Consider the following 22,467-nt stretch of genomic DNA (forward strand, 5'->3'; position numbering starts at 1 on the left):
ATAAGATTATTTAGATAATAGATAAGTAATATGGATCAGGCTTTCGTTCAGCAGTTTCAGAGCATCCAGGTAGCTATTCTCTATCACGATACTCTGGTTACTCAGCATTACCCATTCCAGGTAATTGATCTCACCATTTAAAAACTGCTTATTGGCAGTCTGGGTGATCAGTCTTGCATTGGGCAATGCTGTTTTCTCGAAATAGGACACAGACTGAAGACCCGCCATATATTGTGTAACAGCTGTCTTGTATTGGCTTTCCAGTGATTGTAACTGTAGCTGGTAATTGGTTTCGGTAACCCTTTCATATGCCCTGGAAGAATTGATCCTGGCTTTCTGCGAGCCTGCAAAAATGGGTATGCCGACGCCGATCAAGGCTGAACTGAAACGGGTTCCGCTTCCGTACACAATATTGTCGGCGCCTACTCCCCGGATACTTGCGTTGGAATAACCGATGTTGAGATCGGGTAGCAGCCGGGCTTTTTCCAATTCCGTGTTGGCCATGGCCGCTATCTTTTGTTGCTGCAATATGGTCAGTAATGGGTGACCAGACAGGTTGCTACTGTCCATCCCCGGCGGGGCCGGCACTTTCAGCGAACTTGCTTGTGGCTCAAGCATCTCCGTGGTATTCAGTAATAAGCGGAGTTGGATCTGCAGCAGTTCCATTTCTTCCTGTAAGGCTTTCAGTTGCAGGAAAATATTGCCACGTTGTGTTTCTGCCGTGGTCTTTTCGAGGATATTGGCTTCCCCTTTTTCCAATCTAAGGGATGCTTTCCGGAGAAACTCGGCATAATTACTGTCTGCCCTCAATAACAGTTGCCTTTTTTCGTGTAATAACAGTATGGAATAAAAGACCTGTGTGACAGAACGTTTTAACTCTGCTTCCTTTACTGCTATGGTCAGTAAAGATGATTTCCATTCCTCTGTCAGCAGGTTTTTTTGTTTTGTGTAGACCGTTGGAAAACTGAAAGATTGCGTAATGCCAAATTTGGTATCAGTGTAACCGCTGTTGATCTGGCCCGCTTCTGCCGAAATATTGGCTTTGGGTATGTTGGTGGCTGTTTGGATCAACTGTTGTTGCCACACTGCTTTCAGTTTCTCGTTTTTTACTGTCAGGTTGTTTTTTAATGCAGTGTCAATTGCTGCACCCAGACTGATGTATTGTTGTGCCTGTAAGCCGGTTGTCGATAGTAACAGCAGACCAATAATTATGGCAACAGGCGCATGGCCATTCCTTTTTTTCTTTTTCCGGATACCGGATTTTTCAAAGAGGATATACATGATAGGTAAAACGAACAGGGTTAAAAATGTTGCGATCAATAATCCGCCGATTACTACGGTGGCCAGCGGCCTTTGCACTTCTGCTCCCGCACCGTTACTGATGGCCATGGGCAGGAAACCAAGCGAAGCGACCAATGCCGTCATCAAAACCGGCCTTAAACGTACTTTGGTACCCATTAGTACAATATTGTGCAGGTTGGTCAACCCCTCTTTTTTCAGGCGATTGAATTCTGCGATCAATACAATACCATTTAATACCGCCACGCCAAACAGCGCAATGAAACCGACACCCGCACTGATGCTGAATGGCATGCCACGTAAGGCGAGGAAAAAGATTCCCCCGATTGCCGATAAGGGTATGGCCGTGTAGATCAGTAAACCGTGTTTGAGTGAGTTGAAGGCAAAATGCAGTAATACCAGGATCATGAAAAGTGATACCGGCACGGCGATGCTCAGCCTTTTCTTAGCTTCATTCAGGTTTTCAAAAGCACCACCATAAGTGATATAATAGCCTTCCGGCAGTTTGATCTGTTTTTCCGCTTTCTGCTGTAGTTCTGTAACGATTGATTCCACATCACGATCCTTCACGTTAAAACCGACTACAATTCTTCGTTTGGCGTCTTCTCTTTGTATCTGGTTGGGACCGTCTTTGATGGATACAGTTGCCAGTTGCGACAAAGGAATCTGTGTGCCCTGCGGAGTGGCTACCAGCAGGTTCTGCACGTCTTCCAGGCTGCGACGTTTGTCCATATCCAGTCGAACCACCAGGCTGAAACGTTTTTCTTCTTCAAATACCATCCCGGCCGATTGCCCCGCAAATGCAGTATTGATGATCTGGTTAATATCAGCAATATTCAGCTGGTACTGTGCAATCAGTGGCCGGTTGTATTCAATGATGATCTGTGGCATGCCTGTTACAGGCTCTATAAATAAGCTCTGACTTCCCTGTACCGTGTTCACAATCTTTCCCAGTTGTGCGGCATAATGCGCCAGTGTGTCCAGGTTCTCGCCAAAGATTTTGCATACCACATCCTGTCTGGCGCCTGTCATCAATTCATTGAAACGCATTTGTACAGGGAATTGGAAACCGGTGGTGATACCCGGAACTTCCTGCAACGCTTCGCCCATTTTCTGCGACATTTCCTTAAATGTTTTGGCTGAAGTCCATTCTTCTTTGTCTTTCAGTATTACCATCAGGTCACTGGCTTCCATAGGCATTGGGTCGGTGGGAATTTCACCACTACCGATCTTGGTTACCACTTTCTCTACTTCCGGGAACCTTGTTTTTAAGATATGTGCTGCTTTTTGTGTACTCTCAATAGTAGTGGTCAGGTTACTGCCTGTAAGCACCCTGGTTTCAACTGCAAAATCACCTTCCTCCAGGGCCGGAATAAATTCACCACCCATGCGGGTTAGGGTAAAGATAGCCAGTATGAACAGGCTTACAACAATGGTCAGAATGGTTTTAGGAATACGCAGCAACCTGTTCAGTGCATGCTGGTAAATCCGTTCCAGCCGGAACATCAGTTTGTCAGACAGATTAGTCTTGTGTGATATCTTCTTACTCAGCACCAGTGAACTCATCATCGGTATGTAAGTGAGTGACAATATAAATGCCCCAAACAGGGCAAAAGCCACCGTTTGTGCCATGGGCTTGAACATTTTTCCCTCAATTCCCTGTAAAGTGAAAATAGGCAGGTATACAATCAGGATAATGATCTGTCCGAATACGGCGCTGTTCATCATTTTTCCTGCGGATAGGTCCACCTGCTCATCCATATCTTTTTGCGATAACTGTGTAATGCTGGCGAATTTCTTACTGTGTGTAAGCTGGTGCATCACCGCTTCCACAATGATTACGGCACCGTCAACGATCAATCCAAAATCCAGGGCTCCGAGGCTCATCAGGTTGCCACTCACACCAAACAGGTTCATCAGGATAATCGCTACCAGCATGGATAAAGGGATCACGGAAGCTACCAGCAAACCAGCACGTATGTTACCCAGGAACAGTACGAGGATAAACACCACGATCAGCGCACCTTCCATCAGGTTCCGGGTTACGGTGCCAATGGCATGATTTACCATCTTGGTCCGGTCGAGGAAGGGCTCGATCACCACACCCTTGGGCATGGTTTTTTGTATCTGTGCTACCCGCTCTTTCACATTCTTGATGACTTCGCTGCTGTTGGCACCTTTCAGCATCATGACAACGGCTCCGGCAACTTCACCCTTATCGTTGTAGCACATGGCACCATAGCGGGTGGCATAACCGGTTTTGATCTCTGCTATATCGCGCAGGAACAAAGGGGTTCCATTCGAAGTGGTTTTAACAGCAATGTTGCCCAGATCTTCCGGACTGCCGATCAGACCTTCGCTTCGGATGAACAGTACGGTAGCACCTTTTTCTATATAAGCCCCACCGGTGTTCTGGTTATTTTTTTCCAGTGCGGAAAATACATCCCGGATAGTAAGCTGGTATGATTGCAGTTTGTTGGGATTTACAGCGATCTCGTATTGTTTTAGTTTTCCTCCAAAGCTGCTGACTTCGGCCACACCTTTTACGCCCAGCAACTGACGGCGCACGATCCAGTCCTGGATCGTACGGAGTTGGGTTGCATCGTATTTATTTTCGTAGCCCTCTTCTGGTCTTACCACATATTGGTAGATCTCGCCCAGTCCGGTACTGATAGGGCCTAGTTCAGGTGTTCCTATGCCCGGAGGGATCAGTCCCTGTATTTTCTGCAGCCGTTCAGCTACCTGTTGTCTGGCCCAGTAAATATCTGTTTCGTCGTCAAATACGATGGTAACTAGTGAAAGGCCGAAACGGGAGAAACTTCGGATCTCCAGCATGCCTTTGATATTACTGTTGGCCTGTTCTATGGGAAATGTGACCAGTCTTTCAATATCGGTAGCCCCAAACGAAGGGGCCACAGTGATTACCTGCACCTGGTTATTGGTAATGTCCGGTACAGCGTCAATGGGTAGTTTGGTGGTTTCGTAGATACCAAAACCCACCAGCGTCAGTACAAATAGTCCGATAATGAGTTTATTGCGAATCGAGAAGCCGATTATCTTGTTTAGCATAATTTTTGTTGATCGTTTTTGTTAGCGTAATTGCATACAGGGTATCGCAAACACAAGGGTGTTTGCCTGATACCATTACCAGAGGTCAGATCAACAGCTTTTGGGGGGTTGCCAGATGGTAGACAAAAATGAAGCACCTGTAAATGTCTCATCTAACAAAGGAAAATGTCTGGAGTTGCTGGTAACAGGTTTGTGGATTTCTGTAGAATGATTGTTGGGTACAAATGCACCAATTACCGCATTGATGCAACCATCATGCGATTTAAACGGCAATTTCATGTCCTTGGCATAATCCGAATCTTTCTCTGTGGTAGGGGTGTAATGCAGGCAGAGAAACTCCCAAAGGGTCAGATCGCTTTTTTTCTGTTTATGTTCGATAAAATGCTCCACCAGCAGCGGCAGTTTAACCAGCTGGTACATTTCTGTTGTGGAAAACAGGTAAATGGAAAGGAACAATATAGCGATCAGCCTTTTCAACAGATCAAAGTTAGCAAAAACGTGCCAGTTGAACAACCCACCTGCCGATACTGGGCCGAGATTGGCCGGTTATCAAATGTATGGGATCTGATTTGCAGGATTTGCAGGGATACCCGAAATTGAATGAGAATATGGTACAGTTTACAGCTATGATACAACAATTTGGTGAGCAGGGAGAAAAGACCGGCTGGACCTATATTGCTATCCCTGTCGATATTGCTGAACAGTTGCAGCCGGGTAGTCGCAAATCGTTTCGGGTAAAGGGTAAACTGGATGCCTATGCTATTTCCGGTGTGGCATTGCTTCCGATGGGAGGTGGGAGATTTATCCTTCCGTTGAATGCAGTTATGCGAAAAACGATACAGAAGAAAAAAAGTGCCATGCTTACAGTCAGTTTATCCATTGACAAACAGGAACTGGCGGTTCCGGCCGAATTCATGGAATGCCTGGACGATGCACCTGAAGCCCGGATTTTTTTTGAACAACTCAAGCCTTCGCACCGCAATTATTTCATCAAGTGGATAGGGGGCGTAAAATCAGAGGCAGCAGTTACCAAACGTATTGTACAGGTGGTCAATGCCCTGGTTCGCAAGCAGGATTTTGTAACCATGATCCGCAGCCATCAGGCAGAGAAAGACAGGGGTGGGTTCTGAGATACCCCAGGAAGAAAAAAGACTTCTCAAAACTTACTGGTTAGTAAGTTTTCCTTAATTTCAGGGTGTGGCTCCCAGAAACCAGGATACCAAACAGGAAATACTCAGGATCGGGATGGATCTGATCAAACGCTATGGCTACAATGCGTTCAGTTATGCCGATATTTCGAAAGTCTTGCAAATGAAGAATGCTGCCGTGCATTATCATTTCCGTGGCAAGGAAGATCTGCTGGCGGCCATACTTGACCAGTACCTGGATGAGTATATCCAGATGGGCAAACAGCTGCAGGTATCAGGTTTGACTGCTTTACAGAAACTGGATAAGTTCATTGAACGTTACTCTGTGCTGGTAGATTCCAATTGCATCTGCATCATTGGTTCTGTAGCGTCTGATTATAATACGTTACCTGAGTCGGTTAAGACCCGGGTAACCGAACTGATCGAACTGGTGCTGGGCATGGTGGAAAAGACCCTGCAGGAGGGAAAGAAGAAGGGAGAATGCAGGTTTACTGAGTCGGCCAGAACGCAGGCGCTTCTGATCATGACCAACCTGGCTGCCGGTGTGCAGCTGGCAAGAATATCCGGTAAGCAGGATTATGTACAAATACGCAAGGCCTTACTAAGGCAGGTGAAAGGATGATTTTTTTTACCCTTAAAACTTACTTATTAGTAAGTAACTATCAGCAAACCAATAAAAACACATACCATGAAACAAATGATCGCATCTCTGTTATTAGTGGCTATCGGACTGCCATTGGGAACAGCGGCACAGTCGGTTCCCGAATTTCAGAAAGGAACCGTACAAAAAGCCAACCAGGAAACGCTGGATGGAACCATCCGCGACCAGACTGCTAAAAAAGGCAATATCCTTTTTCAATCAGCTGCCGGAAAGAAAACAATCTACTCGCCCGCTGAAATTGCTGGGTTTACCTTAAATGGCAGCAGTTATATCGCTTATGCCAGTGACTTTTATAAAGTACTTGTAGCACCGGGTAAGGCTGGTTTATACCAGCGTGTAACGGATAACAGTGGAAAAATGCTGTATAATGGCGCAGAAGTGATCAGTGTTACCACGGCTGAAGGTAAAGCGGGCGACTATTATATACAGTTGCAGGCAGACAGTAAATGGGTTCGTATTACCCAGAAAGATTTTGAGGCCACAGTCTCCAGTCTGTTCGCCGGTTGTTCTGTAGTGGTTGATGCAGTAAAGAACAAACAATTTGATTTTACCAGTTTGCCCAGGCTGGTAGAACAATATAATACCTGTAAATAACAGGGTAGCTGATGACTGAATGAGAAGATCAGTAACAGCAAAAAGGCATCCCGTCAGGGATGCCTTTTCTTATGATCAGAGAACTGTATCAGATCAGAGTTCAGAGAATTCTGCAGGATTCAGTAAGATCGTTTCATTTCTGGAAACGGTATTCAGGTATTCCGGCATTGCTTTCAGTTTGGTCCATTCGGGCGAAGACCCGAATGCTTTCCAGTGTTCATCCCTGTCGGCCATATTGTTAAAACTGGTCATATACATCAGGTTGGGCATACGGCTGCCAGCAATCACTTCTGCATAAAACACCGCATTAAAATTCAGGCGGCTGAACAGGGCTATTTCGCCACCCTCATTGAACATTTTTACTTTCTGCCGGTATAATCTTTCCGAACCGCCTTCATAACTCCGCAGCTCATACACCCGATCTGTTTTATTACCAGTGAGTGAGGGTTCTTTAAAAGTGGTCATCAGCGGGAATGCCTTCAGCAGGATATTCTCTATGCGCTTATACATAGGGGCATCATGTGCGGCATTCCAGTAAGTTTCACCGTCTTTCTGTAATTGGTTGTCTTTTACCAGCAGGTCTTCCAACGTACTGGCATCTTTCCATGTTGGAAGCGGGATAAATACGAAGATCCTTTTCTCTGTGGCCGTATCGTTACCCACAGGATGGTAAACGCCTACTTTCTTCACACCCGCCCTGTGTAATGCCGGCAAATAAGCGTTTTTCAAAAAAGCATCTACCTGCTGTAGCTGTTCATTATTGGCCAGACGGTAAACTTTGATTTCATAATAATCTCTTTTTTCGGCTTTGGATTTTTGGGCAACTAAATTTCCCTGGAACATTCCTGCGATGAGTAACAGGAGACAAACGACTTTTTTCATGGTGTTGTTGATGTTTATTGGATTAATCAGTATGGGTTAAACGATAGATCAGCAAAGCGGCTCTCTGTATCAGTAAAGGAAACTCTTTCAGGTTAATGGTTTCTCCCGGAGCATGTGCACCTCGGCCCGAAGCTCCCAGTCCATCGATACTTCCTTTCATATACCTGGCTACATACGAAATGTCTCCGGCGCCTCTTGAACCCGGATCACCCGCTTTGGTGGCGCCCAATCCCATGGCTTTGGTAACACCGCTGACCACATCCAGTAACCTGGCATTGCCTTCGGTAGGTTCCATGGCCGGAATGCCATCCTGAAATTTGATCTCAGCTTTGCTGCCATTCAGGTTCCTGGCAACGATCTGGCGCATTTTCTCCCGGGCAGTTTCTTTCTGTGCTTCGGTCAGGAAACGAAGGTCTCCGGTAACCACAGTTTCGGGAGAGATGATATTGGTTTTACCCAGTGCTTCCCCGCGTGCTTTGGTTTCCTCGTATATCATTTCTGATCCGCCCAGTATGAGACCAGGGTTGAAAGTGAGGTATTTTTCCATACTCAGTTCTTCGCGGAAACTATTCAGGATACGGGCCGCCTCATAAATGGCACCATAACCGGCTCCGGCACTAAATACCCCGGAGGAATGACCTGTTTTACCAGTTACATGCAGTTGCCAGCCACTGCTGCCTCTGCGGGCAGTAGCGATGGAATTCAGTCCGTTGGCACCTTCAAATGCCAGGGCCACATCACAGGCTTTGGCGCGTTCTATAAAATCTTTACGGCTAACACTGGTGGGTTGTCCCGATCTTTCTTCATCCCCCGTAAAATAAGCAATGATCTGTGTGTCGTCCAGTAATCCCATGGATTGTAAAGCCTGTAAGGCCATCACTACCACCACATCACCACCTTTCATATCATTTACACCCTGGCCGGTAGCAGTAGAATCATTTAAACGCTGATACGGAGAAAATGGCATATCAGGCTCAAAAACGGTATCCAGATGACCGATCAGGAAAATCTTCTTACCCTTTTTTCCCTTACGGCTGGCAACCAGGTGTCCCGCTCTTTTCAGCGAATCGGGCAGGTTGATCCATTCTGTGGTAAAACCAGCTTTGGCAAACTCTTTGGCAAAAACATCACCTACCTGTCGCACACCTGCCTTGTTCAAAGTACCGCTGTTGATATTCACCACATTGGCCAGTAAGTTTTCTGCCTCAGGGATGTGCAGATTAATGTAATTGATGATCTTTTTTTCGGTGTCGGAGAGCGGCTGTGAAAAAATTTGGTTATGCAGAAGCAACGCCAGAACAAAGGCGGGTATCTTTCTCATGAAGCATTCATTGATTTCTGCCAAGTTAAGTAACAAAATCCTGTGTTTCACAGGTATGCGGTTAAAACTTGGTAATTTTTTGAAAAACAAACAGTTGTACGCTAAATGTTTGTCATATAAGAAAAATCGAAATACGAATGGGGCTTGAAAAGTTTCTTTAACAAATTCTTTGCACAGCTTAGTATGGTTGTTGTAAGGTTTCTCCGGATCCAAACGGCAACCATCTATGGGCGAATGTTACTTTAAAATCTAAGCACATGAAAAAAAACATCTTCGCAGCCGCTATGGTGGTTGTTGCTGCATCGCTCCTGGTGACAGCCTGTAACAAAAGTACTTCTTCGGAAGTGAACATGAGAGGTAAGGAACAGCTATCCTTATATCTGACGGATGGTCCCGGTTTCTTTGACAATGTATACATCGATATCCGCTCGGTAAAAGTATTGGTGGATACCAGCAGTGATACACGCAGGCACGATGACGACGATTGGGACAGGAGAGGAGAGGATGATCGCAGAAGAGATTCTTCATTTGTTTGGGAAGACCTCGGAATCGCCCCCGGCGTATACGATATCCTGAAATTCCGTAATGGTGCCGATACCCTCCTGGCAAATGCCGGTATCACCAAAGGTTCTATCCGCCTGATTAAAATAGAGCTGGGTACCAATAACTCGGTGGTTAAGGACAGTGTAACCTATCCGCTGGCAGTGCCACCTAATGACAAAGGATATGTTCTCATTAAGTTAAAAGGAAATGAGTGCGAAGAGCACGCTCCCGGCAAAAAACGCCTCTGGCTTGATTTTGATGTAAGCCGCTCCATCGTACAGGATAATAACCGCTTTATACTGAAACCTGTGTTCCATTTCTTTGTGGTGAATAATTCCGCAAGCGTGGCAGGCAGGGTTGGACCTAAAGAAGCGTATCCGGTATTGACTTTATTTAACCAGACCGATACCGCGTATGCTCTTCCCAACAAAGAAGGCTACTTTAAGATGCGCGGTCTGAAAGCAGGAACCTATTCCCTGTATGTAAATGCTTCTAATGGATATATTGATACAACGATCAATAATATCAGTGTCAAACCAACAGGAGAGACTTCTGTAGGAATTATCACACTCAGAAAATAATAAAGCAAACAACCAACCGGGGGGAGCAGGAATGCTCCCCTTTTTTTATGCGCTGGATTCTTTGTACATTACCTTATGCAAAACAATAGCTTCCTTTTGTATGGGGCCAATGGATATACCGGCCGGCTGATAGCCGGTCTGGCCGATAGTTACGGACTTTCCCCAATTCTTGCCGGACGAAATAAAGAATCTCTGCAACAATTATCGGAAACGCTGGGATATCCTTACCAGGTAATAGACCTGGCAGACAAGGCTGCCTTACAGCAGGCTTTGCAGGAGGTTTCGGTTGTATTACATGCCGCTGGTCCTTTTCAGTTCACTGCCCTTAAAATGATGGAAGCCTGCCTGGCCACACATACCCACTATCTGGACATCACCGGTGAGATCGCCGTATTCGAAATGGCCAAACAATTGGATGCCCGGGCAAAAGATGCAGGCATCATGCTGATGCCAGGCGTAGGTTTTGATGTGGTGCCTACCGATTGCACAGCCCTGTATGTCAGGAATCAATTACCTGATGCCACACAGTTGAAACTGGCTTTTGCCACACTGGGTGGTAAACTCTCGCACGGAACCGCTACTACCATGGCGGAAGGCCTGGGTGAAGGAGGTGCTGTTAGGGAGAATGGGAAAATCATTAGAAAACCATTGGGACATAAGGGCGAATGGATCGATTTCGGTGAAAAGAAACTGTTTGTAATGGCAATACCCTGGGGTGATGTTTCAACGGCATACACCACTACGGGTATACCTAATATAGAAACGTATACAGCTGTGTCCCCAAAAACATTCCAGCTACTGAAGTGGCAATCACTCTATAATTGGATACTACGCAGTTCCTTTGTCCGCAACCTTGCTAAAAAGAGGATCAAAAAACAACCGGCTGGACCTTCGGCTGACTTGCGTGCCAGAGCCGTTAGCCTGGTCTGGGGTGAAGCCAGGAATGCTGCCGGTGAAACCCGTACCGTTCGTATGCGCTGTCCGGAAGGATATACATTAACAGCTATCAGCAGCCTGCTGATCGTCCGGAAAGTACTGGCGGGAAACCTGAAAATAGGTTACCAGACACCTGCCGGGGCTTATGGTGCCGATCTTATCCTGGAAGTGCCCGGGGTAAGCAGGGAACAGGTATAAATTTTCTTATATTTGTCGCCTTTTATTTTACATGCACTTTAATTTTGATACATGGCAATGAACCGCAAAGCGGCAATGGGTTTTATTTTTATCACATTGCTGATAGATGTTACCGGTTTTGGTGTCATCATCCCGGTAATGCCCAAACTGATTGAACAGTTGCTGGGCGTGGATGATATCAGTAAGGCTTCACAGTACGGTGGCTGGCTCACATTTGCCTATGCTTTTATGCAGTTTCTTTTTGCACCGGTGCTGGGTAACCTGAGCGATAAATATGGAAGGCGTCCTGTGCTGTTATTTTCCCTGTTTGGTTTTGGTATCGATTACCTCTTGTTGTCTTTCGCGCCTACCATTGCCTGGCTATTCCTGGGACGTTTGATTGCCGGTGTCACCGGAGCCAGTTTTACTACGGCATCTGCTTACATAGCCGATATCAGTACTCCGGAGAACCGTGCACAGAATTTTGGAATGATCGGAGCTGCTTTTGGATTGGGTTTTATTATCGGTCCGCTTCTGGGTGGTTTGCTGGGTGAGCTGGGACCCCGTGTTCCCTTTATGGTGGCCGCCTGCCTGGCTTTGATGAACTGGCTATATGGTTATTTTGTATTACCCGAGTCGCTCGATAAAGAACACCGCAGACCTTTTGAATGGAGAAGGGCCAACCCGCTGGGGTCGCTGCTGCAATTGCGCAAATACCCGGCTGTAGGTGGTTTGATCGGCTCCTTTGTATTAATTTATCTTGCGGCACACGCTGTACAGAGCAATTGGAGCTTTTTTAATATTGAAAGATTCAAGTGGACCCCCAAGATGATCGGGATCTCCCTGGGTGTAATCGGAGTGCTGGTGGGAGCAGTGCAGGGCGGATTGGTACGCGTAGTGAATCCCCGTTTGGGCAATGAAAGAAGTGTGTACATCGGTTTGGGATTGTATGCACTGGGGTTGCTCCTGTTTGCTTTTGCTTCAGAAAGCTGGATGATGTTCGTGTTCCTGATACCGTATTGCCTGGGAGGTATAGCAGGACCAGCTTTGCAATCCATTATTTCGGGTCATGTGCCACCGAATGAACAGGGCGAGTTGCAAGGGGCGTTGACCAGCCTGATGAGTGCAACATCAATCGTAGGGCCGCTGATGATGACCAATCTCTTCGCTTATTTCACACATAAGGAAGCGCCCGTTTATTTTCCGGGGGCCTCCTTTTTATTGGGTGCTGTGTTTATGCTGGCCAGTGCCATTTGGGCCTATATTGCGCTTCGTAAAAACCATGCAAAATAAATCGTATCGTGTGGATGAGTCGTAAAATGAGCTCAGGTATTGGCTTTTGTTGTAAAGTGATACCTGATGCGAAGGATCATGGCAGTAAGGATCAGCAACAGGCAAAATTCTGAGAAGAACTTTTCTGCATCCAGCCAATCTGTAGGTCTGTCTTTTAATAAAGGATCCATCAATAACCCGTGAAACAGGAACAACAAGGCCGTGGCATATGAAACCAGGTGAATGTTCTTCCACAAACGAAATCCCAGTTTCTTTTTGACTATTTTCTGTGTGGTGATGATAACGATCAGTAATGCATAAAAACTGATTGTACCTAACATAACGATATTACTTTGTTTGGGGGCCGCTACGGGCCATAGTATATCACGTAGGGTAAAAGCCTGCTCTTTATCCAGCAGCAGAAATAAGGGGTGTAGTGCCACAAAAAGCAAAGCGATATAAGCTGTCCAGTTATGCAAGCGGTCTATATTGATCTGTTGTACAACAGATGGCAGTTTCTTCCAGTACACGGAACGTTTGTATGCAGTACTCAGTAACATACCCAGCAAAAAATTGAAACTAAGCACCCCGGTAGCACAGAGTCCGAGTGCACCGGATATGTCTAAATAGGAGATGCCAAACATCAGATCAAATCTATTATAGGTTAGTAGAAACGGTTGTATCGCCTGCTAAGATAAGTCAGCCTTAGTATTCAGCAGATTACCCGCTTGTTTGTTATATGGGCGGATGAATCACTGTTGAATACGGGTATCAGGCTGTTATACAGCGTATTGGCTGTTATTTAACAGTTCAGGAGCATATTTATTAGGCGGCGAAGCTATTTAAGGTTACCTTTGCCGCCATTAATTATTTACAATTTTACAAATGGACACACAAATCACAGGAACTGTAAAGTTCTTTAACGAAGAAAAAGGTTTTGGATTTATTAAGCATGATAACTCCAGTAAAGAAACTTTCGTACATGCCAATGGCCTGATTGATCAGATCGAAGCAAATGACAAAGTCATTTTTGATGTACAGGAAGGACGTAAAGGCTTAAATGCCGTTAACGTTAAGCGTTTAAGTTAACTCTGAACTTTCTTAACCTATCATAGGCCACTCCGCTCAGCGAAGTGGCCTTTTTATTATCAGCATACGGATGCAGCACCCAATAGCTGTATAACTACGCGTGAGACTATTCTGTACAGTAGCCGCCTTATCATTATCTTTGCCAACTAATTTTTAGCATATGTCAGATATCATGCAGCAGTTGCAGGAAACAGTGAATTTTATCCGGAAACAGGTGTCAGGGCAGGCCAATGCCGGAATTATTTTGGGTAGCGGACTGGGCAACCTTGCCAACGTGATCGTAGCGGAAAAAGAAATACCATATACAGACATTCCTAATTTCCCCGTTAGTACTGTTCAGGGACACAAAGGGCGTTTGATCTTTGGCGAACTGGGTGGTAAAAAAGTATGGGTAATGGCCGGCCGCTTTCATTATTATGAGGGGTATACGGCACAACAGGTTTGTTTCCCCGTACGGGTGATGCGTTTGCTGGGCGTAGAAACGCTGCTTTTATCCAATGCTGCCGGAGGGGTCAATCCCGATTTCGAGATTGGTGACCTGATGATCATCAAAGACCATATCAGTTTTTTCACAGAGAACCCGTTATTGGGTAAAAATGAAGATGCACTGGGAACCCGGTTCCCCGACATGAGCGAACCTTACAACAAAGAACTGATCAAAAAAGTATGCGATATTGCTGGTCAGCACCAGATTAGGGTTCACCAGGGAGTATACACGGGTGTAACAGGTCCTACTTTTGAAACAAGGGCAGAATATAAACTGATCCATATCCTGGGAGGTGATGCCGTAGGAATGAGCACCGTACAAGAGACCATTGCTGCGGTACATTGCGGTATGAAGGTCTTTGCAGTGAGTGTTATCACCGATCTGGGTATCCGCGAGGAAGACAATACCATTACACATGAGGAGGTGCTGGAAGCTGCCCATGCAGCAGAACCCAAACTAACGGTATTGTTTACAGAGCTGGTGAAAAGTCTATAAGAGCAGTGGTGAGCCGGGAAATTGCAGTAATATGAAATCCTGACTCCGACTATTTTAACGTGATCCTTAGTAGCTTTACCCATAATTTATTGCACATTTGTAAGCATGCGTCTACCCTTAGCCCGGAACATATTTGTTTGGCTGTTGTTGCTGGTGTCCGGTAACAACATTTTGCAGGCGCAAACCCGTTTTGGGCAGTTGGGTAATCTCCAGCGCAATACCGGCAATATCACCTATGATAGCCAGGGCCGGATGATGAAAAAGAATACGGGTAACGATTCTTTGCAGCGGCGCGACAGGAATGCAGATTCTATTACCATTTTTTACAAGTTTTTTGATTCGAGCAGGCTGCGTACGATCGATTCTTCCATTAATGATTTTACCACGCGTTTTCCCCTGCCGTACTATTATCATACTTTGGGTAATTATTCTACTGCTTCACAATCTTTTTTCTTTAACCCCCTCATGAAACCCGGCTTTGATGCAGGTTTTCATCAGTATGATGTGTATGCTTACACTTTGGAGGGTACCCGTTTGTTTCAAACCACCCGGCCATATACAGAGCTCTCATATGTGTTGGGTAGTAAGGCCGAACAGTTACTGAGTGTGCTGCATACCCAGAACCGGAACAGTAACCTCAACTTTTCAGTCGAATATCGCTTCAATAACGCGCCGGGGAATCTTAAGAACCAGAATGCCAGCCAGAATAATTTCCGTTTTGCTGTGCATTACCAGACACTGAATAAGAAGTACGAGAATTTTTTCATTTTCATCTCCAACAAAAGTGCCTCTTCCGAGAATGGGGGATTGCAGGATGTAAACAAGCTGGATAGTCTTGCCCTTAATGATCCTTACGAACTGGAAACAAGGATGGGAAGGGCAGGAGCAGCAGGCCGTAACCCTTTTAATACGGCAGTGAATACCGGGAATATCTATAAAAACAGTACTTTTCTGTACCGGCATCATTATGATATAGGTTCCAGGGATTCGCTGGTTACCGATTCTGTGACTTACCAGCTATTCTACCCGCGTTTCCGGATAGAACATACTTTTCGATATACCGGCAGTAATTTCAATTTTCTGGATAAGTTTGTTGATTCAGGCCATTACCAGAAATATTTTAATTATACAACCCCCGATAATGTTCCTATCAGTTTCAAGGATGCCTGGAGCGACCTGAATAATGAATTCAGCCTGATCTCTTTTCCTGATAAGAACAATCTTGCCCAGTTTCTGAAAGCCGGTGTTGCGGTGCAGAACCTGAAAGGAACATTCAACGATTCAGTGGCAACCATCTCTATGTACAACCTGTCTGTGCTGGGCGAATACCGTAACCGTACCCGCAACCAGGTATGGGATCTGGAAGCTACGGGGCAGTTATACCTGAATGGATTTCATGCAGGAGATTACTCCGCTTACATCAGCATGAAACGTATGCTGGGAAAGAAACTGGGATACCTGAATATCGGGTTCCAGAATGTGAACCGTTCCCCTTCATTCATCCTGAACCGGCTGAGCAGTTTTCCGGTGTCTAAAAGAAGTACCTATGGTAAAGAAAACATCATCCGGTTGTTCGGGCTGTATGAGAATCCGCGTAATGGCTGGAAACTGGGAGCAGAATATTTTGTGGTGAACAACTACCTGTATTTTGATAGTTTTTTTACGGCTAAACAATATGCTAGCCTGTTCAATGTTTTGCATTTGAATGCCGAAAAGAAATTCCGGTTGTCCCGTTACTGGAACTGGTATACAGAGATTCATGTACAGCAAACAACAGGACAACCGCCGGTAAATATTCCTTTGCTGCTAACCCGTAACCGTATTGCGTTTGAGGGAAATTTTGCTACCAATCTTTTTCTTTCCACCGGTCTGGAACTTCGTTATAATACCGCTTACAAGGCAGATGATTATTCGCCCATACTGGGGCAGTATTTTGTGCAGCAAAACAATACCATCAGCAACCGGCCGGATATTGCGGCCTTCCTGCATTTCAGGATCAAGAGCTTTAAAGGCTTCCTGCGCCTGGAAAATCTGAATACGTTGAATGTAAAGAAAGGCTTCACGTTTAACAAACCTAACTTTATGACCAACTATTATCCCGGTACGGCACTGTGGATACGTTTTGGTCTTTGGTGGAATTTTGTGAATTAAACCGCGGGGGATACTTAATGCCCCTTCAATGCTCTTTTTTTGATCATGCCTCCCCGGGTATCCTTCACACTGTTCATGACCACAAAAGCATGCGGATCTATTTTTTCGATCTCGGTATTAAGCTTGTTCAATTCCAGTCGGGTTACTACAGTATAGATGATGTCAATATCATTTCTTTCGCCATGACTACCAAAACCACGTTTCCCTTTATACACGGTAAGTCCGCGCCCGATCCTTTCCATGATCATCATACGGATCTCCTCGCTGTGTGGAGATACGATGGTGACACCGGTATATTCCTCAATACCCTCAATAACAAAGTCGAGGGCCTTGGAAGCTACCAGGTAAGTGATCATAGAATACAGCGCGGTTTCTATGGAAAGCAGGTAGGCTGCCGCTGAAAAGATCAGGATATTGAACATAATAATAATATCGCCGATGGTAGTGCCCAGTTTTTTACTGAGAAAAATCGCCAGTACTTCTGTGCCATCAATCACGGCACCGCCTCTTACGGATAAGCCAATGCCGGCACCCAGGAAAAAACCGCCAAAAATGGAAACCAGTAATTTATCGCGCGTCACTTCCGGAAAATGAATAAAAGCAACCGTAATCGCAAGACCTGTGATTGCGAGAGCAGTTTTAACAGCAAAGTTCTTCCCCAATACTTTGTAGCCAAGATAGACAAAGGGGATGTTTACAACGATCAACAGTATGTAGAGGGGAACATTTGAAAGTTCTGAGATCAATAGAGAGATACCTGTGGCGCCGCCATCAATAAAGTCATTGGGTAACAGGAAACCTTCAAGTCCGAATGCGGCAGATAAAATACCCGCCAGCATAAAGAAGATATCTCTCAGCAGCCGCAGAAAATTGATCTTCAGCTCACGATATCCTTTAGCCAGTTCATACCGGGAATAATCGATATCGCCATCATCGTTTTTAGCGTTTAGAACAGTGCGCGTTATGATCCTGGTCCAGAAAGAATTCATCCCGGTAAAGTTACTAAAAAAGGGGAACGCTATTGCAGCTCAGTCTTCAAAATAGGCCAGACTTCCGCCTACCCATTCTTTGTCTTTATTGTATCGTACGCCGATCATCTTGCCTTTACTCAGGCGGGCCAGGTTGTTGGTGGCAATGGGTCTGGCTGATCCTTCTTTCCAGAAATAAAAAATACGGATCTCTACTTTCGCCGGAATATCCGGGGTAGGTATCACATCGGCATAAGTTACTTTCCGTTGCAATATCCAGTTTTGCGGATCGCTTATCTTATCTATATCAGCATGGGTGACATCGATCACGACACCCTGGCCTGCAAAAGAGAACAAGGGCTTTAATACGTAGTTCTGCAAGTCAGCAGGTATTTTCGATAGCTGGTTCAGAAACCATGTTTTAGGAACATAGGGATGATCGATGAATGGCAGCGTGTGTTTACTGATACGGTAAAACCAGTTGGGGTGTGGCACCCATTCCACATGGAGGTCTGCCAGTAATACTTTTCCTTTCTCCTGTATCTCGGCTGTTTGTTGCTGCAAATCGTCAAAAATGATCCGGTTGTAAATACGGGCAACGGGAATTTTTCTGCCATTTTTCAGGTAGAAAAGTTGTTTGCCTTCCTGAATCAATTCAGTCAGACAAACCACCGGTATGCCTATATAATCGGATGTGCAGTAAAAATCGATCCTTGTTTTCTGTTGGTGTGGTAATAATTCCAATAGAATGACATTTTCTGCCGGGTGGTTGCCCAGTATGATTTCTTTTAGCAGTTGTTTGTATGATTCGGGGGTAAACCCGTTAAGGTAGGTGTGGTAATTTTCGGGTATGTTGAAATTTCTGCGTGTTACTTCATCATGCCACACCTGGTAGGCAAACAGGGTAGGGAAGCCCTGCATTTCGATCAGTTGTGGTTCCAGTTCCCCCTGTTCATTTTGGCAGATGCCGAAATCAAAGGCGATGAAATGGGTGTGTGCATTTTCGTTGGGCACTTTCACCTCTTCAGGAATAGCAGCAGCACTGCTGTTGATAAATCCGGGCTGCGTGATCACATCCACGATACTTTCGCAGGCAGAAAGTATCTTGTCCCGAAATGCCCTGTCGATGAATACGGGAGTTTCTGCCACACGGAATTCAATGGCGCCGGGATGTTTGCTGTGCAGTTCTTTCAGGAAAGCTTCATATTGCTCAGTAGTAAAATGCTCGTTGTACTGTTTTCTCACAGCGGGTACCATGTATCAGAGTTTAGCTTTTTCCTAAAGTAAAAAATCCTTTCCAATACCCGAAAGATTTTTTACCTGTAGTGCTGATGAGAAAATACGCAGATGACTGCCTACGCTGTTACGGATTCTCCCAGCGCCAGGTTGAGAAAATTGGGCAGCACGTGACGGTAGGTCCACATGATCTTTTCAGGGTCCTGCAGTTGTTCCACCATACTTTGCCATTTGGCTTCGCCATGGTTCTCGATCACTGTTTTCTTTTTGTCTTCCCGAAGCAGGTACATATGCATACCCGTGGCATCTGCCTCTGGGTGGAACTGTGTTCCAAGGAAATGATCGTTGAAGCGGACAGACATGATGGCCCTTTCGTACGGTACATGCGGCCGGTCTTTTTCGATGGCGAGTATTTTGCCGCCCATCTCGCGCAAACGTGTGTGGTTCGGTTCTATTACCTGGTAATCGCGACTGTCCACACTGTAAAATGGATCTTTAAGCCCTTCAAATACGGGCTCCTGTTTGCCATCCTCCAGCATATGCACCGGGAATACACCAAAAGCGGTGGATTTACGTTTGCATACGTTTCCGATGCCATAATGCCGGCAGGCCAGCTGAAAACTATGGCAGATAAAGAACACATGTTTCTTATCTGCTTCATCGGCATGCAGGTTATGTTGTTCTATCTGTTCTAACCAGCTGAAATATTTTTTTTCCCATTCACTGCCTATCGTTTCCAGCGGTGAACCCGGGCCGCCGCTGGAGATATAAATATCAAAAGAACTGTCGGGCACTTCCAGTTTCAGGCGAACATCGAATTCCTGGCAGATCAGTTCTACCTGGTTGGCGGCTTCCCACTGTAATAAGATATCCCTGATACAACGCATTCCCTGGTTGGCCTGTCCTTCGTACAGATCAAGGATGGCAACCCGCACATATTTTTTCTCTGTTGCATTCATACGCCGCGAAAGTAGGGATATTTGAGTTGGGGGCCGGTACCGGGGTATTGCAGCCCCAAACTCAAATTGTTACAGGTAACTCAGGTTGGTTTTGGGTGTCAATGCCAGTAATGTATGGTACATCAGCTGGATGGTTTCTTCAATGTCTTTTTTGTGCAACATTTCCACGGTGGTGTGCATGTATCGCAACGGAATGGAAATCAGCACAGAGGGACAACCATCGTTGGCGTAGGCAAAACTATCGGTGTCGGTTCCAGTGCTGCGGCTAAGGGTTCTGTACTGAACGGGGATCTTGTTTTTCTCCGCCACATCCTGAACCAGTTTCAGCAATTTGTTATGAATGGCTGGTGCATAGGCAAGAGAGGGGCCTTTGCCACAGAGGATATCACCTTCAATTGCTTTACTGATCAGTGGGGTGTTGGTATCATGCGTTACGTCCGTGATGATGGCTACATCGGGTTTGATGCGGCGCGCGATCATTTCTGCTCCGCGTAAACCGATCTCCTCCTGTACGGCATTCACCACATACAGACCGAAAGGAAGTTTTTTCTTATTTTCTTTCAGTAAACGGGCCACTTCGGCGATCATGAAACCACCCACCCGGTTATCAAAAGCGCGACCGATGAAATAATCATAAGCCAGTTCGTCAAACCCCTCTTCATAGGTCACTACCGATCCGATATGGATGCCGAGGGCTTCTACTTCCTTTTTGCTGCGTGCACCGCAATCGAGGGTAAGATTATCTACTTTGGGTTGTGGTTCTTTCTGGTCGGGATTGCTTAAGCGGGTATGGATGGCTGGCCAGCCGAAAACAGCTTTTACAGGTCCTTTTTTGCCGTGGATCCATACGCGTTTGGCAGGTGCCACCTGGTGGTCCACGCCGCCATTTCTTTTCAGATAAATCAGTCCCTGCTCATTGATGTAATTCACAAACCAACTGATCTCATCGGCATGTGCTTCTATCACCACCTTAAAAGGAGCGTTTGGATTAATCACACCCACTGCTGTTCCGTATGGATCATGAAAATGGGTATCTACATATTGTTTTACGTAATCGAGCCATATTTTTTGCCCGCCACTTTCAAAACCAACAGGTGAAGGGGTGTTGATATAGTTCTTTAGAAATGCCATGGAGTCGTCCGTAAGGATCGACCTGGTCTTTGATCTGGAGGAAGATTTCGCTTTTGCCATACAGTTTATTTTATAAATATCATTCCTGCAATTCCGCAGATTGCTTTAACGAGCATTAGGCCGTCTATGATTGCAAGATAATAGAGAATGCTTTTACGCCGGTGCATGGAATGGGCAACAGTTATCAACAATAGAAACGGTATCATGTTAATCAATATGGTTTCCAGTGGAAAACCACGTAGCGTGGTAAACACCAGAAAAACACCCAGTCCGGCCAGGCTCAGCGGTATGATAATTGAAAAAAGGGTAAACCGAAGGCCGTACCTTACTACAAATGTCTGCAACTGTTTGTTATAGTCGGTTGCGTAATCCTTTATGTCGAACAGGATACACAAGAGGGAGATATACATGAAGTTTTTTAATGTAAGCAGGATCATGAAGAGGTTGGGCCGGTCAAGCCGATGGTGTTCCAGGTCGCTGAATACAACGGGGTATACGGTTACTGCACCCGCCCATACCAAACCGATGACAAAAGGTTTTATCCAGCCATTGTTCCGCAGGCTTTTTTTACTGGCGCCCGGGGACAGGCTGCCATAATACAATGCCGCCACTACCGGGAAAATAAGGATCAGCAGCCATTGCCAGCTTTTCAGTGCAAGGAGATTGTTCCAGTTCTCTTTCAGCAGGTAACTGCCTGTTGATAGGCAGAGGATGGTCAGCAGCAGTTGTGACCAGGCAATCATGCTCCGGTTCCTTGCATACCAGGCGGTTCTTTTGTTTTTATGTTCCGGGCTGCTTGCTGGCTCCGCTATATAGGCATGTGTGTAATACAGTACCGTAGCGGCAAATACAAACAAATAATAGGTGAGGCTGTTCAGCGGGATATGCTGTTGCAGGTTGGCTTCTATGGACAAAGCCACTGCACAGAAACCATAAAAATAGTTTCCGAAAAAGAGTAACCTGATTAAGCCATTCAACCGCTTTTATTTAAGTAAGATAATGTTACCACTGGTAAGGGTATCGCTCACGTTCTGGGCTTTGTCTTTCAGCCAGAATTTGAAATAGGCAGTATCGTTTTTGGTACCGCAACCGGTAATAGTGCTATAGCCCTGAATATTGGCATTGTAGGCATAACCGAATTCAAGCGTGCCTTTCAGGTTGGAAGTGGCCGTAAAATTCGGCACTTTATTTTTGCTGATGAACTGGGCACCGGGTGTACCCGGGCAATTCCGGGAGATTTTTTGTACCCATAAAGTATCCTGTATGTCACCTTCCTTATCGGTAAACTCCAGTTCAAATAACAGCAGGTCCCCCTGGTTCAGGGTTGTTGCGTTGATATTTTTGATACTGATCTGGGGTTTGGTGGTATAGGTATTCTTTTTACAGGCATAAAATAGGAACGGTATTGCCAATAGTATCAATAATTTTGTCTTCATTCGGATCACTTTCATTTCAAATTTAGTTAAAA

At 45.6% G+C, this 22,467-nt stretch carries 20 protein-coding genes; 9 read left to right on the forward strand and 11 right to left on the reverse strand.

Annotated elements, in window-relative coordinates; all coding sequences use genetic code 11:
* Positions 1 to 6: 6 nt before the first annotated feature.
* Together ACH3Y6_RS11885 and ACH3Y6_RS11890 are read right to left on the reverse strand one after the other, a co-directional pair.
* Entirely contained in the window at positions 7 to 4,368 is a 4,362-nt protein-coding gene (locus ACH3Y6_RS11885) for a CusA/CzcA family heavy metal efflux RND transporter (protein WP_490835832.1), read from the reverse strand.
* Between the two features lie 90 nt (positions 4,369 to 4,458).
* Positions 4,459 to 4,845, reverse strand: coding sequence for a hypothetical protein (locus ACH3Y6_RS11890; RefSeq protein ID WP_490835833.1), 387 nt, complete (start codon positions 4,843 to 4,845; stop codon positions 4,459 to 4,461).
* A 131-nt stretch (positions 4,846 to 4,976) separates the two neighbouring features.
* On the opposite strand from ACH3Y6_RS11890, the gene ACH3Y6_RS11895 reads away from it, so the two are divergent.
* The 3 genes from ACH3Y6_RS11895 to ACH3Y6_RS11905 all read left to right on the forward strand — a co-directional run bounded on the left by ACH3Y6_RS11895 (position 4,977) and on the right by ACH3Y6_RS11905 (position 6,771).
* Positions 4,977 to 5,498, forward strand: a complete 522-nt coding sequence (locus tag ACH3Y6_RS11895) for a YdeI/OmpD-associated family protein (protein WP_490835834.1) — start codon at positions 4,977 to 4,979, stop codon at positions 5,496 to 5,498.
* A gap of 67 nt (positions 5,499 to 5,565) precedes the next feature.
* Complete coding sequence (locus ACH3Y6_RS11900) at positions 5,566 to 6,138, forward strand: TetR/AcrR family transcriptional regulator (protein WP_490835835.1); 573 nt, start codon at positions 5,566 to 5,568, stop codon at positions 6,136 to 6,138.
* Between the two features lie 66 nt (positions 6,139 to 6,204).
* Positions 6,205 to 6,771, forward strand: a complete 567-nt coding sequence (locus ACH3Y6_RS11905) for a hypothetical protein (RefSeq protein WP_490835836.1) — start codon at positions 6,205 to 6,207, stop codon at positions 6,769 to 6,771.
* A gap of 93 nt (positions 6,772 to 6,864) precedes the next feature.
* Here ACH3Y6_RS11905 and ACH3Y6_RS11910 read toward each other — a convergent pair whose 3' ends face one another.
* Together ACH3Y6_RS11910 and ACH3Y6_RS11915 are read right to left on the reverse strand one after the other, a co-directional pair.
* Positions 6,865 to 7,653: an NIPSNAP family protein gene (locus tag ACH3Y6_RS11910; protein ID WP_490835837.1), complete on the reverse strand. Its 789-nt coding sequence runs from the start codon at positions 7,651 to 7,653 to the stop codon at positions 6,865 to 6,867.
* Between the two features lie 22 nt (positions 7,654 to 7,675).
* Positions 7,676 to 8,974, reverse strand: a complete 1,299-nt coding sequence (locus ACH3Y6_RS11915) for a M20/M25/M40 family metallo-hydrolase (protein WP_490835838.1) — start codon at positions 8,972 to 8,974, stop codon at positions 7,676 to 7,678.
* Positions 8,975 to 9,231: 257 nt separating this feature from the next.
* Here ACH3Y6_RS11915 and ACH3Y6_RS11920 point away from each other — a divergent pair, with 257 nt between their 5' ends.
* The 3 genes from ACH3Y6_RS11920 (at position 9,232) to ACH3Y6_RS11930 (ending at position 12,504) form a co-directional block, all read left to right on the forward strand.
* On the forward strand, positions 9,232 to 10,098 hold the full coding sequence (locus tag ACH3Y6_RS11920; RefSeq protein WP_490835839.1) for a DUF4382 domain-containing protein: 867 nt from the start codon (positions 9,232 to 9,234) through the stop codon (positions 10,096 to 10,098).
* A gap of 75 nt (positions 10,099 to 10,173) precedes the next feature.
* Complete coding sequence (locus ACH3Y6_RS11925; protein ID WP_490835840.1) at positions 10,174 to 11,232, forward strand: saccharopine dehydrogenase family protein; 1,059 nt, start codon at positions 10,174 to 10,176, stop codon at positions 11,230 to 11,232.
* A 51-nt stretch (positions 11,233 to 11,283) separates the two neighbouring features.
* Positions 11,284 to 12,504 (forward strand): TCR/Tet family MFS transporter, encoded by a 1,221-nt coding sequence (locus ACH3Y6_RS11930; RefSeq protein ID WP_490835841.1) that lies wholly within the window; start codon positions 11,284 to 11,286, stop codon positions 12,502 to 12,504.
* Between the two features lie 32 nt (positions 12,505 to 12,536).
* Here the strand turns inward: ACH3Y6_RS11930 and ACH3Y6_RS11935 are convergent, their stop codons facing one another.
* The gene (locus ACH3Y6_RS11935; protein WP_490835842.1) at positions 12,537 to 13,127 is read right to left on the reverse strand and encodes a ferric reductase-like transmembrane domain-containing protein; all 591 of its coding nucleotides are present in this window, start codon (positions 13,125 to 13,127) and stop codon (positions 12,537 to 12,539) included.
* A 241-nt stretch (positions 13,128 to 13,368) separates the two neighbouring features.
* Here ACH3Y6_RS11935 and ACH3Y6_RS11940 point away from each other — a divergent pair, with 241 nt between their 5' ends.
* The 3 genes from ACH3Y6_RS11940 (at position 13,369) to ACH3Y6_RS11950 (ending at position 16,705) form a co-directional block, all read left to right on the forward strand.
* Positions 13,369 to 13,572, forward strand: a complete 204-nt coding sequence (locus tag ACH3Y6_RS11940) for a cold-shock protein (protein ID WP_490835843.1) — start codon at positions 13,369 to 13,371, stop codon at positions 13,570 to 13,572.
* Positions 13,573 to 13,732: 160 nt separating this feature from the next.
* Positions 13,733 to 14,554 carry a purine-nucleoside phosphorylase gene (locus ACH3Y6_RS11945; protein ID WP_490835844.1) on the forward strand — a complete coding sequence of 274 codons (822 nt, stop codon included), beginning with the start codon at positions 13,733 to 13,735 and terminating at the stop codon, positions 14,552 to 14,554.
* Positions 14,555 to 14,659: 105 nt separating this feature from the next.
* Positions 14,660 to 16,705, forward strand: a complete 2,046-nt coding sequence (locus ACH3Y6_RS11950; protein ID WP_490835845.1) for a putative porin — start codon at positions 14,660 to 14,662, stop codon at positions 16,703 to 16,705.
* A gap of 14 nt (positions 16,706 to 16,719) precedes the next feature.
* Here ACH3Y6_RS11950 and ACH3Y6_RS11955 read toward each other — a convergent pair whose 3' ends face one another.
* From ACH3Y6_RS11955 to ACH3Y6_RS11980, 6 genes are all read right to left on the reverse strand, one after another.
* Positions 16,720 to 17,694 carry a YitT family protein gene (locus ACH3Y6_RS11955; protein ID WP_490835846.1) on the reverse strand — a complete coding sequence of 325 codons (975 nt, stop codon included), beginning with the start codon at positions 17,692 to 17,694 and terminating at the stop codon, positions 16,720 to 16,722.
* Between the two features lie 39 nt (positions 17,695 to 17,733).
* Positions 17,734 to 18,930, reverse strand: a complete 1,197-nt coding sequence (locus ACH3Y6_RS11960; protein WP_490835847.1) for a hypothetical protein — start codon at positions 18,928 to 18,930, stop codon at positions 17,734 to 17,736.
* A 98-nt stretch (positions 18,931 to 19,028) separates the two neighbouring features.
* Entirely contained in the window at positions 19,029 to 19,868 is an 840-nt protein-coding gene (locus tag ACH3Y6_RS11965; protein WP_490835848.1) for a type 1 glutamine amidotransferase, read from the reverse strand.
* A 69-nt stretch (positions 19,869 to 19,937) separates the two neighbouring features.
* Positions 19,938 to 21,059, reverse strand: coding sequence for a M42 family metallopeptidase (locus ACH3Y6_RS11970; protein ID WP_490835849.1), 1,122 nt, complete (start codon positions 21,057 to 21,059; stop codon positions 19,938 to 19,940).
* A 5-nt stretch (positions 21,060 to 21,064) separates the two neighbouring features.
* Complete coding sequence (locus ACH3Y6_RS11975; protein WP_490835850.1) at positions 21,065 to 21,976, reverse strand: UbiA prenyltransferase family protein; 912 nt, start codon at positions 21,974 to 21,976, stop codon at positions 21,065 to 21,067.
* 6 nt (positions 21,977 to 21,982) lie between these two features.
* Entirely contained in the window at positions 21,983 to 22,450 is a 468-nt protein-coding gene (locus ACH3Y6_RS11980) for a hypothetical protein (RefSeq protein ID WP_490835851.1), read from the reverse strand.
* Between the last annotated feature and the right edge of the window lie 17 nt (positions 22,451 to 22,467).

This window comes from Sediminibacterium sp. FW305-C-269 (assembly GCF_058231045.1).

Excerpts from the sequence above, each read along its gene's own strand:
- ACH3Y6_RS11885 (WP_490835832.1), bottom strand. The coding sequence starts at position 4,368 with ATGCTAAACAAGATAATCGGCTTCTCGATTCGCAATAAACTCATTATC.
- ACH3Y6_RS11895 (WP_490835834.1), top strand. The coding sequence starts at position 4,977 with ATGGTACAGTTTACAGCTATGATACAACAATTTGGTGAGCAGGGAGAA.
- ACH3Y6_RS11905 (WP_490835836.1), top strand. The coding sequence starts at position 6,205 with ATGAAACAAATGATCGCATCTCTGTTATTAGTGGCTATCGGACTGCCA.
- ACH3Y6_RS11910 (WP_490835837.1), bottom strand. The coding sequence starts at position 7,653 with ATGAAAAAAGTCGTTTGTCTCCTGTTACTCATCGCAGGAATGTTCCAG.
- ACH3Y6_RS11915 (WP_490835838.1), bottom strand. The coding sequence starts at position 8,974 with ATGAGAAAGATACCCGCCTTTGTTCTGGCGTTGCTTCTGCATAACCAA.
- ACH3Y6_RS11920 (WP_490835839.1), top strand. The coding sequence starts at position 9,232 with ATGAAAAAAAACATCTTCGCAGCCGCTATGGTGGTTGTTGCTGCATCG.
- ACH3Y6_RS11925 (WP_490835840.1), top strand. The coding sequence starts at position 10,174 with ATGCAAAACAATAGCTTCCTTTTGTATGGGGCCAATGGATATACCGGC.
- ACH3Y6_RS11930 (WP_490835841.1), top strand. The coding sequence starts at position 11,284 with ATGGCAATGAACCGCAAAGCGGCAATGGGTTTTATTTTTATCACATTG.
- ACH3Y6_RS11935 (WP_490835842.1), bottom strand. The coding sequence starts at position 13,127 with ATGTTTGGCATCTCCTATTTAGACATATCCGGTGCACTCGGACTCTGT.
- ACH3Y6_RS11940 (WP_490835843.1), top strand. The coding sequence starts at position 13,369 with ATGGACACACAAATCACAGGAACTGTAAAGTTCTTTAACGAAGAAAAA.
- ACH3Y6_RS11945 (WP_490835844.1), top strand. The coding sequence starts at position 13,733 with ATGTCAGATATCATGCAGCAGTTGCAGGAAACAGTGAATTTTATCCGG.
- ACH3Y6_RS11950 (WP_490835845.1), top strand. The coding sequence starts at position 14,660 with ATGCGTCTACCCTTAGCCCGGAACATATTTGTTTGGCTGTTGTTGCTG.
- ACH3Y6_RS11955 (WP_490835846.1), bottom strand. The coding sequence starts at position 17,694 with ATGAATTCTTTCTGGACCAGGATCATAACGCGCACTGTTCTAAACGCT.
- ACH3Y6_RS11960 (WP_490835847.1), bottom strand. The coding sequence starts at position 18,930 with ATGGTACCCGCTGTGAGAAAACAGTACAACGAGCATTTTACTACTGAG.
- ACH3Y6_RS11965 (WP_490835848.1), bottom strand. The coding sequence starts at position 19,868 with ATGAATGCAACAGAGAAAAAATATGTGCGGGTTGCCATCCTTGATCTG.
- ACH3Y6_RS11970 (WP_490835849.1), bottom strand. The coding sequence starts at position 21,059 with ATGGCAAAAGCGAAATCTTCCTCCAGATCAAAGACCAGGTCGATCCTT.
- ACH3Y6_RS11980 (WP_490835851.1), bottom strand. The coding sequence starts at position 22,450 with ATGAAAGTGATCCGAATGAAGACAAAATTATTGATACTATTGGCAATA.